The sequence below is a fragment of the Microbacterium sp. NPDC012755 genome (genome assembly GCF_042901325.1).
Lineage (GTDB): Bacteria > Actinomycetota > Actinomycetes > Actinomycetales > Microbacteriaceae > Microbacterium > Microbacterium natoriense.
On sequence record NZ_JBIBCT010000001.1, the window covers coordinates 253,807 to 267,279 of the forward strand.

At 68.0% G+C, this 13,473-nt stretch carries 11 protein-coding genes; 2 read left to right on the top strand and 9 right to left on the bottom strand.

Annotated features, from left to right (window positions below):
- Positions 1-38 precede the first annotated feature (38 nt).
- Genes ACFY5A_RS01360 through ACFY5A_RS01370 form a run of 3 tightly spaced genes read right to left on the bottom strand, consistent with a single transcriptional unit; the run spans position 39 to position 4,875 of the window.
- The gene (locus tag ACFY5A_RS01360; RefSeq protein WP_387231314.1) at positions 39-995 is read right to left on the bottom strand and encodes a TolB family protein; all 957 of its coding nucleotides are present in this window, start codon (positions 993-995) and stop codon (positions 39-41) included.
- The gene (locus ACFY5A_RS01365; RefSeq protein WP_387231316.1) at positions 992-2,260 is read right to left on the bottom strand and encodes an MFS transporter; all 1,269 of its coding nucleotides are present in this window, start codon (positions 2,258-2,260) and stop codon (positions 992-994) included. The genes ACFY5A_RS01360 and ACFY5A_RS01365 overlap by 4 nt, the downstream gene beginning before the upstream one ends.
- 5 nt (positions 2,261-2,265) lie before the next feature.
- Positions 2,266-4,875: a chitosanase gene (locus tag ACFY5A_RS01370; protein WP_387231318.1), complete on the bottom strand. Its 2,610-nt coding sequence runs from the start codon at positions 4,873-4,875 to the stop codon at positions 2,266-2,268.
- Between the two features lie 187 nt (positions 4,876-5,062).
- Here ACFY5A_RS01370 and ACFY5A_RS01375 point away from each other — a divergent pair, with 187 nt between their 5' ends.
- Complete coding sequence (locus ACFY5A_RS01375) at positions 5,063-6,274, top strand: ROK family transcriptional regulator (protein ID WP_387231320.1); 1,212 nt, start codon at positions 5,063-5,065, stop codon at positions 6,272-6,274.
- Between the two features lie 9 nt (positions 6,275-6,283).
- On the opposite strand, the gene ACFY5A_RS01380 is transcribed toward ACFY5A_RS01375, so the two are convergent.
- The 3 genes from ACFY5A_RS01380 to ACFY5A_RS01390 all read right to left on the bottom strand — a co-directional run bounded on the left by ACFY5A_RS01380 (position 6,284) and on the right by ACFY5A_RS01390 (position 10,062).
- Entirely contained in the window at positions 6,284-7,171 is an 888-nt protein-coding gene (locus tag ACFY5A_RS01380; protein ID WP_105673732.1) for a sugar ABC transporter permease, read from the bottom strand.
- A gap of 1 nt (position 7,172) precedes the next feature.
- A complete protein-coding gene (locus tag ACFY5A_RS01385; RefSeq protein ID WP_387231322.1) occupies positions 7,173-8,777 on the bottom strand; it encodes an ABC transporter permease subunit in 1,605 nt (534 codons plus the stop codon).
- A gap of 70 nt (positions 8,778-8,847) precedes the next feature.
- Positions 8,848-10,062 carry a maltose ABC transporter substrate-binding protein gene (locus ACFY5A_RS01390; protein ID WP_105673736.1) on the bottom strand — a complete coding sequence of 405 codons (1,215 nt, stop codon included), beginning with the start codon at positions 10,060-10,062 and terminating at the stop codon, positions 8,848-8,850.
- 186 nt (positions 10,063-10,248) lie between these two features.
- Between ACFY5A_RS01390 and ACFY5A_RS01395 the strand changes: the two genes are divergently transcribed.
- Positions 10,249-10,737, top strand: coding sequence for a YajQ family cyclic di-GMP-binding protein (locus tag ACFY5A_RS01395; RefSeq protein ID WP_105673738.1), 489 nt, complete (start codon positions 10,249-10,251; stop codon positions 10,735-10,737).
- Here ACFY5A_RS01395 and ACFY5A_RS01400 read toward each other — a convergent pair.
- The 3 genes from ACFY5A_RS01400 to ACFY5A_RS01410 are packed head-to-tail and all read right to left on the bottom strand — an operon-like array spanning position 10,734 to position 13,455.
- Complete coding sequence (locus ACFY5A_RS01400) at positions 10,734-11,522, bottom strand: FAD:protein FMN transferase (protein ID WP_387231325.1); 789 nt, start codon at positions 11,520-11,522, stop codon at positions 10,734-10,736. The genes ACFY5A_RS01395 and ACFY5A_RS01400 overlap by 4 nt on opposite strands.
- A complete protein-coding gene (locus tag ACFY5A_RS01405; protein ID WP_387231326.1) occupies positions 11,519-12,022 on the bottom strand; it encodes an FMN-binding protein in 504 nt (167 codons plus the stop codon). Before ACFY5A_RS01405 ends, ACFY5A_RS01400 begins: the two co-directional genes overlap by 4 nt.
- Before the next feature lie 11 nt (positions 12,023-12,033).
- Positions 12,034-13,455 carry a ferric reductase-like transmembrane domain-containing protein gene (locus ACFY5A_RS01410; protein ID WP_387231328.1) on the bottom strand — a complete coding sequence of 474 codons (1,422 nt, stop codon included), beginning with the start codon at positions 13,453-13,455 and terminating at the stop codon, positions 12,034-12,036.
- Positions 13,456-13,473: the final 18 nt, after the last annotated feature.

Sequence of the window (13,473 nt, forward strand, 5' to 3'; positions counted from 1 at the left end):
CTGATGCGCCGGTGAGCGGCGCAACGCCGACATCGCGATCAGCGGCTCACCATCACCGGCGACGATGCGTTCTCGGCGATGCGCACGGGCTTCCCGCTGCCGTCGGCCGGCACGGACCAGACGTCGTCGCCGACCGCATAAGCGACCGTCTCATCGTCGAGCCAGGCGGCCTGATCGTCGACGTTGCGGTCCTCGGCGAGCGGCTCCTCCTCCATGGTCGCCAGATCGAGGACGTACAGTCGCCACGGGTCGTCGACGCTGTCGTTCACGCGCTTCTTGAACACCAGTCGTGTCCCGTCGGGAGACAGCGAGGGGCACTCGAGGTTCTCCCGCACGGTGTGCGCCGTCCACTTCTCGTAGTCGCCCTGGACGAGGTAGGTCTTGCCGCCGGTCGAGACCGTGGCGTAGAAGGTGTTGTCGTCGTCGGTGAAGGTCACTCCCCAGTAGTTCGCGTCGACGCGATGTACGCGCTGCCCGTCGATGAAGAGCTGGAGCCCCTCGATCGAGTCGACGAGGAAGTCCTTCTCCCGGTCGTACATTCCTGTCCTGGTGGAGAAGTTCGTCCCGGCGTAGTTGTCGCCCGTCACGAACACCGTCCATGCGACCATCCGCCCCGATGGCGAAACCCGTGCGCGCGACGGCACCCCGCTGTAGGTGAAGGTCTGCTCCTCCGTGAGGTCGGCATCCCTCACCGACACGGTGGTCGTCGGCTTCAGGCTGCCCTCGATGCTGACGCACACGGCGGTGTCAGCGGCCGCGTAGAACCGGCTGCACTCCAGACCGGTGCCGCTCCTGTGCTGCCCGTCCTGCTGCACGACGTATCCGTCGGTGCCGCGCACGTAGAGCCCCGCATCGGTCGCCGGGGCGACGGCGGCCTCGGCGTGCGAGGGCGCGCCGTCGCGGTTCACGGCGAACAGCGAGTAGCCGACGCCCACGACCGCGAGGACCAGCGCTGCAGACCCCACGAGCGCGATCCGCTTCGTCATCGGGGTCACGCGACCTCCTCCGCAGTGGAGCGCTCGGGGCGGATCAGCACGGCCGCGGCGAGGAGCACGACCAGGAGCACGACGGATGCCGCGGCGAACGCCGCCGTCACGCCCCAGAACGTCCAGGCAGCGCCGAACAGGACAGCAGCGAACAGCCGACCGGTGGCCTGCCCGGTCTGCAGCAGCGCCATGCCGCCGGCGCGGCGGTCGCGCGGGATGCCGGGACCGGCCAGCGCCATCAGCACGCCGTCGGTCGCCGCATAGAAGACGCCGAGCAGCAGGAGCAGGAGCACCAGCAGCACGGGGCCGTCGATCGGAAGCAGAAGGGTCGAGTAGGCGCCGAGCAGGGCGAGGTTTCCCAGCAGGAACGGCAGCCGACGTCCGATCCGATCGGCGAGACGCCCCATCGGCACGGCGAGCGTCAGATAGACGAGCGCGCTGCCCAGCGGCAGCAGCGGGAAGAACACGGCGTCCAGCTGCATCCGGTCCTGCAGACCCAGGTAGAGGAAGCCGTCGCCGATCGTGGCCAGACCGAGGATGGTCGCCGCGATGAGGAGACGACGGAACGCCGGATCGCCGAGGATCTTCACCGTCTCCCGCAGCGTGGGGCGCGGCGCCCCGACGGGGACGGAGCCCCGGCCAGGGACGAAGGCGATGAGGACGAGGACCCCGAGCGTGGCGACGCAGAAGCTCACGATGAAGACGGCGTCGAAGGCGTCGGCCAGCATCCACAGCAGCCCGAAGGCGGCCAGGGGGCCCAGCAGTGCGCCGGCCGTGTCCATCGCCCTGTGCACGCCGAACGCGCGCCCCTGATGGGCGTCGTCCACCGAGAGCGAGATCAGGGCGTCACGCGGCGCCGTGCGGATGCCCTTGCCGATGCGGTCGACGGCGAGCGTCGCCGACAGCGCCGCGGTCGACGTCCCCGACAGCAGCAGGAACGGCTTGCAGATGGCGGACAGCGCATAGCCGATGCCCGCCACGAGCTTGTGCTGCGACCAGCGGTCGGCGATGTGACCTCCGAGAAGGCGGACGAAGGCGGTGACGCCGTTGTAGAGGCCGTCGAGGAAGCCGAAGGCGAGCGGGGTCATGCCCAGCCCGATGACGAGGTACAGCGGAAGGACCGCCGTGACCATCTCGGAGGAGAGGTCGGTGAGCAGGCTCACCGCCCCCAGTGCGATCGCGGTGCTGCCGACTCCGGCCGCACGGCGGCCCACCTGAGGGTGGACCGCCGTGCTTCCGTCGTCCTGCCGCGATTTGCTGCCGGCGAGGTACATGATCGTCAGTGGCAGGTGATCGTGTTGGTGTCGAGCACGGTGCCGCCGATGTCGACGAACGAGTGCGTGACCGACGTGTCGGTGAAGTCGAGCTTCGACACCCCGTACGCCGTGTTGATGCGCTTGGCGCTGTTCGCCTTGGTGTTGCCGAAGTCGCGCATCTCATGACCGCCCAGACCGCTGACGATCTGGACCGTACCCGACGAGGATGCCGCACCAGAGGCGTTCATGGCGTTGAAGCGCTCGTAGTCGTGGTCGTGCCCGCTGAGCACGAGCTCGACGTTCGCGTTCGCGAGCATCTTCCACACCGGCTGGCTTGCCGGCTCGTTGCCGTGATCGCCCGAGCTGAACGCCGGGTGGTGCATGTACGCCACGACGCACTGCTTGGTGTTCGACGCGAGATCAGCCGCGAGCCAGTTGAGCTGCGCCTGGTCGGTGAAGGTGTTCGAGTCCAGGGCGATGAAGTGCCAGTTCGAGTAGTCGTAGCTGTAGTACATCTTGCCCTGGGGCGTCGCACGGTTGCCGAAGTAGTCCCGGTAGGCCTTCGGGTCGAGGTTGTCGTAGTCGTCGTACGTCTCGTGGTTGCCGGGGATCGGCCAGGTGTTGCCCTTGACCGTGCCCCAGGACTTGGCGTAGACGGTCGAGAAATCGCTCGCCTTCGCGTCGTCGTACTGCATGTCGCCGAGGGTGATGTAGAACACCGGGTTGATCGCCTGCGCACGGTCGAACGTCTCGAAGTGCTTGCAGTCGGAGGGGAACTCCCCCGTCACCTTCTTGCCCCGGGTCGTGCAGCCCTGGCCCGCGATGTCGCCGGCGGCGACCACGGTGAAGCCCGTGCCGGGGTTGGGGGTGCTGCCTGCGGTGCCGTAGGCCTCGACCTCGAACAGCGAGTAGCCGTAGGCGGTGCCGCGTGCGGTGCCGTAGATGCGCAGGTACCGGCCGGTGCCGTTGAGTCCGGTGAACTCGTCGGTGGCGCCGTTGCCCGCGGCCTCGGTGGCGAGAGTGGTCCAGGTGGTGCCGTCGGCGGAGATCTCGACGCGGTACTTGGACGCGTATGCGGCCTCCCACTTCAGGACGACCTTGTTGACCTTCGCGCCGTCACCGAGGTCGATGCGGATCCACTGCGGATCCACGCCTTCGACGCTCGACCAGCGGCTGGTCGCGTTGCCGTCGACCGCCTTCGCCCCGTCGAACTCCGTGCTCTCGACCGAGGAGGTCGTTGCGGGCTTGTTCTTCGAGATGAGGGTGGCCGCCGGGTTCGCCGTGCTGGTCGGTGTCGGGGTCGGCGTCGGCGTGGATGTCTGCGTCGGCGTCGGGGTCGGCGTGGGCGTCGCCGTGGGGGTGCCGCCGCCGGTGAGGCTGTAGGCCTCGACCTCGAACAGGGAGTACCCGTAGGAGGTGCCGCGTGCGGTGCCGTAGATGCGGAGGTAGCGTCCCGTGCCGTTGAGGTTCGTGAACTCGTCGGTGCCGCCGTTGCCCGCGGCCTCCGTGGCCAGGGTCGTCCAGGTGGTGCCGTCGGCAGAGACCTCGACGCGGTACTTCGACGCGTACGCGGCCTCCCACTTCAGGACGACCTTGTCGACCTTGGAGCCTGCGCCCAGGTCGATGCGGATCCACTGCGGGTCCACGCCTTCGACGCTCGACCAGCGGCTCGTCGCGTTGCCGTCGACCGCCTTCGCGCCCTCGAAGCCCGAGCCCTCGGACGACGAGGTCGTCACCGGCTTGTTCTTCGAGATCAGCGTCGCGGTGCCGGGGTTCTGCGTCGGCGTCGACGTCGGAGTGCTCGTCGGCGTCGGCGTCGGCGTGGTGCCGTCGTCGTTGGGCCAGCGGGGCGTCGGGTCGGTCGGGATGCTGAAGGGATCGCCGTAGACGGACCAGCTCAGCGGGGTGTTGAGGTTGAGGTTGCCGGCGTTGAGCCAGACGCGCTGCGCGTTCTCGATGCGGCTGACGTCCTCGTGTGCGGCCTCCTTCTTCATCTCGACCACACGCGCGTCGAGGAAGGCGTTGAGGTACGTGGTCTCGTTGCCGCCGGATGCGGGGGTCGTCGCCTTCTTCTTCGCCTGGGTGCGGATGTCCTCCAGGCCGTCGAAGCCGTGCACGACCGCCGCGTCGTAGTACGCGAACTGCCCGAGCGGGCCGAGCTTGTCGGAGATCGCGAGGTTGACGGACGGGTCGAAGTACTGGACCTTGGTCTCGTCGCGCTGCGCCCGCTGGAACTCGGGCTTCTTGCCCTCCGCCTTCCAGGCGGTCTCGAACGCGGTGCCGAGTCCGGCGTGCGATTCGGTGCCGTCGACGTTGCGCAGAGCGGGGATGTACTTGGCGAGAGGGTTGTTCGGGTACTTCTTCGTGTAGTTCTCGACGAGCACGAGCATGTCGTGCGTGCCCGAGGTGAAGCCCACGATGCCGCCCGTGTAGCCGCGGCCGTCGTCGATGTCCTCGATGTAGTCGTAGTAGTCGTACCAGTTCAGGTGCGAGTTCTCGGCGGAGGTGATGATCTCCTGCGCGATCTCCCGCTTGACGGGGTCGCGGAGCGAGAGGGGGGTCGCTGCCTGCGCCGAGGTCGCCACGAGCCCGGTGAGGGGTATGACGATCGCGGCTGCCAGCAGCGCGAGCATTGGTCGACGTTGACGCATGGTTCCTCCGATGGGGGTCGGTTCAGAAAGTTAGGAAACATTCTTTACGAAGAGTTATACCCCAGTCGCCTGCCGTGCGCAATGGTCGGATGATTACTTCTTCTCGCGTTCATTGGTCGTCAAGGTCTGTACGATTCGGAGTACCCGACCACGAAACATCGAGGACTCCGTGCCCACTGCCCCGACCGGAACCAGCGTCGTCAGAGCGATCAACGCGCGCGCGGCGCTGCGGCTCCTGCTCGATCTCGGCCCGCTGAGCCGCCCCGAGATCGCCGCCCATCTCGCCGTGTCGAAGCCCACGGCATCCCACCTGCTCATGCAGCTGCGCGACAGCGGGTTGGTCAAGAGCGAGGGCAACCGCGACGGCGCCATCGGACGCGCCGCCGAGCTCTTCAGCGTCAACGAGAAGGCCGCCTACACCGCCGCCGTCGACGTGACGCCCGAGCGCATCGCGACCGTCGTGGTCGACCTCACCGGCAGGAAGGTCGGAGAGTTCGCGCTGCCGACCCCCGAGGGCGACGTCAGCGACCCGACGCTGCAGGTTCATGAGGCGCTCAGCGGCGCGTGCGCCCCGATCGGCGTGGATCCGTCCGACCTGCGCCGCGTCGTCATCGGCATCCAGGGAGCGATCGACCCGACCTCCGACCGCCTGCGCTTCGCGTCGCACCTCCCCGGATGGCAGCGCGCCGGCCTCACCGCCGCCCTGCAGAAGCGCATCGGCGCCCCCGTCGACATCGAGAACGACGTGAACCTCGTCACGATCGCCGAGCGCGCCCACGGCGTCGCGACGGAGAACGACAGCTTCGCGGTGCTCTGGGTCTCGGACGGCATCGGCATGGGTCTGATGTTCGGCGGACGCGTGCACCGCGGCCTCACGGGAGGCGCGGGCGAGATCTCCGACCTGCCGCTCCCCGGAGCGCCGGTCGGCAGCCTGACCAACGAGTTCGGCGCGAGCGGCATGCAGGCTCTCGCCGGCGCACCCGCGCTCGGCCGCGTGCTCGCGGAGCACGGCTTCGACGCGCCCACGCCGGTGGATGCGGTGGCGGATGCCGTCGCCGCAGACGGCGACGCGGCGTCAGCGGCCCTCGACGAGATCGCCAGCCGACTGGCCCTCGGCCTGTCTGCGGTGGTCGCGATCGTCGACCCCGACCTCATCGTGCTGGCGGGCGACTTCGCCCTCGCGGGCGGGGAGCGCCTGCGCAGCCTGGTGCAGCACCATCTGCACGCCGCCGTCGTCGCACGGCCTCCCGTGCTGCTCTCGGCGCTGGACGAGAACCCGGTTCTCGACGGCGCCCTGCGCCTGGCGCTCGAGCGGGTGCAGGACGAGGTGCTGAGCACCGTGAGCGGCGGCCAGTCGAAGCCTGCGGGCGACGACGACTGACCCGCCGCGTCAGCCCTTGGTCGCTCCGGCGGTCAGGCCGCCGACGATGTACCTCTGCAGGAACAGGAACAGGATCATCACCGGCACGGCCGCCATCACGGCGCCGGCGGAGAAGGCCGACCAGTCCGCGTAGCGGGGGTTCGCGACGAGCTTCGTGAGACCGACGACGAGCGTCTGCTTGTCGACGTCGACGAGCATGATGCTCGCGATCACGTACTCGTTCACCGTGCCGATGAACGACAGCAGGGCGACCACCGCGAGGATCGGCGCCACCAGCGGGAGGATCATCGTGAAGAAGATGCGCGCGTGCCCGGCGCCGTCGATGCGCGCGGCCTCGTCGAGCTCCATCGGCAGCGTGTTGAAGAACCCGTACATCAGGTAGGTGTTCACGCCGAGAGCGCCGCCGAGGTACACGAGGATCAGGCCGGTGTGCGTGTTCAGGCCGATCGCGGGGAACCAGTCCCCCAGCGTGGACATCAGCAGGAAGATCGCGACGACCGCGAGCAGCTGCGGGAACATCTGCACCACGACGATCGTGACGAGGCCGATGCGGCGCCCGGCGAATCGCATGCGCGAGAAGGCATATGCCGCCAGCGCGCCGATGAACACGGTCGATGCGCCCGTCACCACGGCGATGACAAGGGTGTTCAGGAACCACAGGCCGTAGGGGTTCTGCGGATCGCTGAGGATGCGCACGTAGCTGTCGATGCCGATCGCGGAGAACAGCTGGTTGGATCCGGTCAGCGTGCCCTTCGGGTTCAGCGATGCGGAGAACACGTAGAGCAGCGGGAACAGGGCGAAGGCGCTCACCACGATGGCGACGACGTGGCGCCATCCGGTGTCGGCGAACCACGCGCCGAGGCTGCGCTTGCGCGGAGCGAGGATGTCGGTGCTCATGTCAGTTCAGCTCCTCGAGTGCCTTGGTCTTGCGGAAGCTGATGATCGAGATCGTCGCCACCACGATGAAGATGAGGATGGTGAAGGCGGAGGCCAGACCGTAGTCGCGGTTCTGACCGGTGAAGGCCACCTTGTAGACCATCGAGATGAGGATGTCGGTGTGCCCGACCGGGATGCTCACGTCGTCGAAGCGGGGACCGCCCTTGGTGAGCATGTAGATCAGGTTGAAGTTGTTGAAGTTGAAAGCGAATGACGAGATCAGCAGCGGCGCCACCGTCACGAGCAGCAGTGGCAGCTTGATGCGCCGGAAGACCTGCCACGGGTTCGCGCCGTCCATCACCGCCGCCTCGTTCACGTCTTCGGGGATGCCCTGCAGGGCGCCCATGCAGACGAGGAACATGTAGGGGAAGCCGAGCCAGAGGTTGACGATCAGCACCGACACCTTGGCGAGGTTCGGGTCGGTGAGCCACGGGATCTCCGCGCCCCCGAAGATGACCTGGTTGATGAAGCCGAAACTCTCGTTCATCATGCCCGCCCAGACAAGAGCGGAGAGGAACGCGGGGAACGCGTACGGGAGGATCAGGATGATCCGGTAGCCGTTGCGGAACCGCATCCGGGTGTTGTTGAACACGAGCGCGAGAAGAAGACCGAGGAAGAACGTCGACGCCACGGAGACGAGGGCGAACACGAACGTCCAGATCGTGACGGAGATCAGCGGGCCGCGGATGGACTCGTCGGCGACGGCGCGCACGAAGTTGTCGAAGCCGACCGTCGTCTGCCATCCGGGGAGCAGCTCCTCGCCGCTGTCGGAGGTGAACGCGCCGGTGCCGACGTCGGAGTAGACCGTGCCGGTGTCGGTGTCGGTGATGGTGTCGGCATCCGCGTCGTACGCGAGCGTCGAGACGTACAGATACCCCTTCTGCCCGTCTGGTGCCCGGAGGCTCCCGTCGTTGGGGTCGTCGCTGAACGGCACCGAGAGCTTCTCCAGGACGCTCGAGAGCGTGAAGACCTTGGCGAGAGGGAGCGTGGTCCAGCCGTCGACCGAGACGGCCCTCTCGCCGTCGAACTCCGCGTCGACCTTCTGCAGCGGCTGCTCGGCGGTGCCGAGGAGCGCATCGCCGGAGTCGGGGTCGGTGACCAGGAGGCCGTAGGTGCCGAACTGCTCGACGACGGTCACGGGGTAGGTGGGCGAGTCCTCGACGCGCTCCTGCGCGGAGGCGAGCAGCGAGGAGATCGCCTGGTCCTTGGTGCCGTTGTGACCGGTGCCGTAGTTCGTGAAGCCGATGTACCCGGTGTAGAGCAGCGTGAACACCTGGAAGATGATCAGGAAGATGATGCCGGGCGTGAGGTACTTCGCGGGGATCCGCTTGCGGGAGAAGTAGATCCAGTTGACGAGGACGGCGACCACGACCACGATGCCGAGGATCAGCCATTCCTGGTGCGTGAAGAGCACGTAGGCCGCGTAGAGCGCGATCGCGTCGACGATGGCCAGCAGCAGGATCTTCAGCAGCATCCAGCCGATCGGCGTGGACGCCGCTTCGGCGATCTTCGCGGCCTGACGCTGGCGCTTGGTCGGAGGAGCCGTGGGCTCGGCGGTGTCTGTCATCTCGTCCCCGTCGTGGAGCTGCCGGGGCGGACGGTGACGTCCGCCCCGGCAGGATGGTGCTGGGTGTGTCTTACTTGATGGCCGCGGTCACGTCGTCGACGAGCTTCTGCCACGTCGTCTTCGGGTCTGCGCCGTTGATGATGGCCGCCTCGGCGACGCCCCAGAACTGCCACACCGAGCCCATGGCCGGGATGGCCGGCATCGGGACGGCGTCGGCGCCGACGGCCTGGAAGCCGGCGATGATCGGGTCGGATGCCGCCTCGTCGGCCGCAGCGGTGAGCGCGGGCAGCACGTTGCCGGCCTTGAAGAGCTCGAGCTGGACGTCCTTGGTGCCGAGGTAGTTGACGAGGAAGTCGTTGGCCGCGACCTTGTTCTTGGACTCGGCGCTGACGAAGAAGCCCTTGACGCCGGCGAACGGCGACGCGGTCTCACCGGTGGGGCTGGGGACGGGGTCGATCGCGACGTTGATGCCGGCGTCGACAGCCGCGCCGACGTTCCACGGGCCGGTGAGCCAGAAGGCGGCGGTGCCGTCGAGGAACTGCTGCTTGGCGATCTCGCCGTCGATGTCGGTGTTCAGCGTGCCGGTGCCGTTCTTGCCCTTGGCCGCGAGCCAGTCGGCGAAGGCGAAGCCGCCCTCGCTGCCGAGCTGGAGGTCGGTCGGGTCGTAGCTGCCGGAGTCGTCGGTGCCGAAGACCGGGGCGCCGAACGCCGTCTGGAACGGGTAGAGGTGGTACGGGTTGCCCTCGGCGCCCTGCTCGACGACGAACGTGCCCTTGGAGAGCATGTCGTCGAAGCTCGTCGGAGCCGTGGGGACGAGGTCGGCGTTGCGCAGCACGGCGATGTTCTCGACCGCGTACGGGAGCATGTAGACGGTGCCGTCGTAGGTCGCGGCCTGGAGGGCGACGGGCAGGTAGTCGGATGCCGAGTCGCCGAGCTCCAGCGGGGCGATGACGCCGTTGGTGGAGAGCTCGCCCAGCCAGTCGTGCGCGCCCATGACGACGTCGGGGCCCTTGCCCGTCGGCACCTGCTGGATGAAGTCGTCCTTCATGTCGTCGACGGACTTGCCGACGAGCTTGACCTTGACGCCGGTCTTCTCCTCGTAGGAGTCGGCTGCGCCCTGCAGCGCGTCGACGCGCTCGGAGTCGACCCACACCGTCAGGGTGCTGCCGGCCTCTTCGCCCTTGGACGAGTCGCCGCTGGTACCGGTCGAGCAACCGGCGAGCGTCAGGGTCGAAACGATGGCGATCGCGCCGACGGCAGCGATGCTCCTCTTGTTCACCTTCATTGGTGTGAGCCTCTCTCAGTGCTGTGGCCTGCGGTACTGCAAGCGCTTACAGTATGCACCGGGATCGTCGTGATCCGCAATGAAAAAGTGCGTCGATACCAACCTGTGACCGTGTCGTTGCGCGCTGATCAAGATGAAAGCGCTTCCAACTCCCCTGGAAATGAGGGTGTCGGTAGACTTCTCCCTATGGCTGACAGTTCCTTTGACATCGTCTCGAAAGTGGATCACCAGGAGGCGCAGAACGCGCTCAACCAGGCTCACAAGGAGATCGAGCAGCGCTACGACTTCAAGGGCACCGGAGCATCGATCGCGTGGAGCGGCGAGCAGGTGCTGATCATCGCGAACACCGAAGAGCGCGCCAAGGCCGTGCTCGACGTGTTCCAGTCGAAGCTCATCAAGCGCGGCATCTCGCTGAAGAGCCTGGAGTCCGGCGAGCCCTTCGCCAGCGGCAAGGAGTTCCGCATCGTCTCCTCCCTCAAGGACGGCATCTCCTCGGAGAACGCGAAGAAGATCAACAAGATCATCCGCGACGAGGGCCCCAAGGGCGTCAAGAGCCAGATCCAGGGCGACGAGCTGCGCGTGCAGTCCAAGAGCCGCGACGACCTCCAGTCGGTGATCGCGCTCCTCAAGGGCGCCGACCTCGACCTCGACCTGCAGTTCATCAACTACCGCTAGACGTCCGTCGGCTGGACGGTGCGAGTGCTGATCTCCACGCCGTCCAGCCAACGGCGCGATCGTCCTGCGGCATCCAACACGATCCCCGTCGATTCGCCGGCCGCTTCGATCCAGCTCAGATCGTCGTACCCCGCGACCGCGGCGGCCGTGGCCCAGACATCCGCATCGGCGAGTCCGCGCATCACCACCGTCGCCGATGCCGCACCCCGTGCCGGTTCGCCTGTCCGCGGGGCGATGAGATGCGCGCCGCGCTCACTCGTCCCAGAGGTCGCGACGCCGCCGTCCCGCACCGGAACCGTCGCGACGACGCTCGTCCGGTCGGCGGGATCGACGATCGCCACGTTCCAGGTCCAGTCCGTCGCGGGATCTGTGAAGAGCTGCATGTCGCCGCCTGCGTTGATGCCGATCGCGACGGCATCGACGCCATCCAGAAGGGGCGCCAGGTACGTTCTGGCCGCCCGCTCGACCGACCAGCCCTTCACATAGCCCGTGGGGTCGAAGCCTCCGCCGAACGCGGCGCTGAACAGCCCGGCGGTATCGGCTTCTGCACGCGCGCAGGCGGCATGGACGACCGCGACGTCGGCATCCGCATCCTCGATCGACAGCTCGCCCCGCGCGATCCGGGAGATGTCGGAATCGGGTCGGTAGGGGGAGAACACGCGGTCGACCCGCCTCAGCTCCTCGAAGCAGGCAGCCGCAGCGCGCTCGAACGACGGATGACGTCCGATGAGGTGCACGCTCATCGCCGTTCCCATGATCTGGGCGACCTCGACGCGCGTGCTCATGCCTTCGCCTGATCGATCGCGCTCTGCAACGAGGTCAGGTACCCGTCGCTGGTGAACGTCGCGCCCGACACCATGTCGATGTTCGCCGACTGCGCTGCCGTGGTCTCCGAGACGAGCTGCGGAACCGCCCTCGCATTGATCTGCCGGTCCTTCGGGTTCCCGTCCGGGTACGCAGGGACCTGCACGTCGCTGATGCGTCCGTCCGTCACGGTGATCTGCACCTGCACCGCACCGTAGCGCGTCTGGGCTGCCGCGCCGGTGTAGCTCCCGTCGGTCAGACCGGTCGCCGAAGCGGCCGCGCCCGCCGTGGTGTCGGACGCGCCCGTGGTTCCGGCGCTCGAGCCGGCAGCTCCCCCGGTCGTGGTCCCCGTGCCGGAGTCCGACGTCGAGGTGCCGGCGTCGCTCGAGGCCGTCGTCTGGTCGACATGGGATGTGCGGTAGCTGAAGAGCAGCACGATCGCACTGATCGTGGCGAGTGCTGCGTACACGATTCTCTTCATGACAGGACCTCTCAGACGGCGAAGGACTCGGTCTGGATACGCGCCGACGGCACCCCGGCGGCGCGGAGATCTGCGACGACGGCGTCCATCCAGGCCTGCGGCCCGCAGACGTAGGCATCGCGTTCGGCGATATCGGGCAGGAGGTGCACGAGTGCATCGGCGCCACGCCAGGCGGCGTGTGAACCGGGCAGCCATCCTTTCGCGCCGCGGGGGCCGCTCAGGGGGATGTGCAGGATGCCGCGCTCCGCCACCAGACGCGATACCGCCGCCGCGAGGATCGGCGCCCCTCGCCCCGAGTCGCGCGTGATCAGTACCGCGTCGCCGGGAGCGTACGGCTCTCCCTCGAGGAGGGAGACGAGGGGCGCGACACCCGCTCCGGCGCCGATGAGCACCAGTCTGCGGCCGGTGCGGACGTCGCCGGTGAAGTGCCCGAAGGGCCCCTCCACCAGCACCCGCGAGCCGGGGCGCACCCGTGCGAGCCGGGCGGTGCCGTCGCCGACGATGCTCGCGGTGAGGGCGAGCTCCCCCTCGCGGGGAGCGGCGGAGAGCGAGAAGGGGTGTCCTCGCGTCCAGCCCGGGCCGTCGAGGAACCTCCAGATGAAGAACTGACCGGACTGCGCCCTGATGCCGCGCGAGTGCCGACCGCGGACGCGGACCGTCACTCCGCCTGATCCGTCGGGCTCGACCGCGGCGACGCGCAGGTCGGCGCGCAGCGACCGGACGACGGGAAGGACCACCCGGTAGGCGATCACCGCTGCGGCAGCCGCCGCCCAGAGCAGCCACCAGTACACCGTGGCAGCCGGCGATGCGGTGAAGTCCGCTCCCGCCCACAGCTGATGCGGCACGGCGAGGCCGACGCCGATGTAGGCGTAGAGGTGCAGCAGATGCCACGATTCGTACTTCAGTCGACGTCGCGCACGACGAATGGACGTGATCGCGACCATCACGATGAGCAGCGACGCGGCCGTCGCGAGCAGCATCCCCGGGTAGTCCCACACGAACTGCCACAGTTGCGTCCACGGCCCCACTCCCGCGGCGATCGCGTAGCCGAACACGAGCAGGACGATGTGCGCGCACATCAGCCAGAGCGACCAGAAGCCGACCAGCCGATGCATGCGGGTGAGGGCCACCCTGCCGAAGCCGCGCTCGAACAGCGGCACCCTCGCCATGAGCAGCACCTGGTACAGGAGGAGATTCGCGGCGACGAGCCCGGTCAGTCGGCCGAGCGACTGCAACGCCTCGGCCGTGCCCGTGACGACGGCATCCACTCCCCCTCCGGCGACCCAGAGCGCCACCACGTACAGGCTCGTGCCCCACACCGCGCATACGGCGCCGAGGTTCCAGAGCGCAAGGATGCGACGGCGTCTCGCCGACGGACCGGGATGCCGCGACGGAGCCGCTTCCACAGCCGTCAGGGCGACGCTCGTCGTCATCGTGTCCTCCTCGTTCTC

Excerpts from the sequence above, each read along its gene's own strand:
- ACFY5A_RS01365 (WP_387231316.1), bottom strand. The coding sequence starts at position 2,260 with ATGTACCTCGCCGGCAGCAAATCGCGGCAGGACGACGGAAGCACGGCG.
- ACFY5A_RS01370 (WP_387231318.1), bottom strand. The coding sequence starts at position 4,875 with ATGCTCGCGCTGCTGGCAGCCGCGATCGTCATACCCCTCACCGGGCTC.
- ACFY5A_RS01380 (WP_105673732.1), bottom strand. The coding sequence starts at position 7,171 with ATGAGCACCGACATCCTCGCTCCGCGCAAGCGCAGCCTCGGCGCGTGG.
- ACFY5A_RS01385 (WP_387231322.1), bottom strand. The coding sequence starts at position 8,777 with ATGACAGACACCGCCGAGCCCACGGCTCCTCCGACCAAGCGCCAGCGT.
- ACFY5A_RS01390 (WP_105673736.1), bottom strand. The coding sequence starts at position 10,062 with ATGAAGGTGAACAAGAGGAGCATCGCTGCCGTCGGCGCGATCGCCATC.
- ACFY5A_RS01395 (WP_105673738.1), top strand. The coding sequence starts at position 10,249 with ATGGCTGACAGTTCCTTTGACATCGTCTCGAAAGTGGATCACCAGGAG.
- ACFY5A_RS01400 (WP_387231325.1), bottom strand. The coding sequence starts at position 11,522 with ATGAGCACGCGCGTCGAGGTCGCCCAGATCATGGGAACGGCGATGAGC.
- ACFY5A_RS01405 (WP_387231326.1), bottom strand. The coding sequence starts at position 12,022 with ATGAAGAGAATCGTGTACGCAGCACTCGCCACGATCAGTGCGATCGTG.
- ACFY5A_RS01410 (WP_387231328.1), bottom strand. The coding sequence starts at position 13,455 with ATGACGACGAGCGTCGCCCTGACGGCTGTGGAAGCGGCTCCGTCGCGG.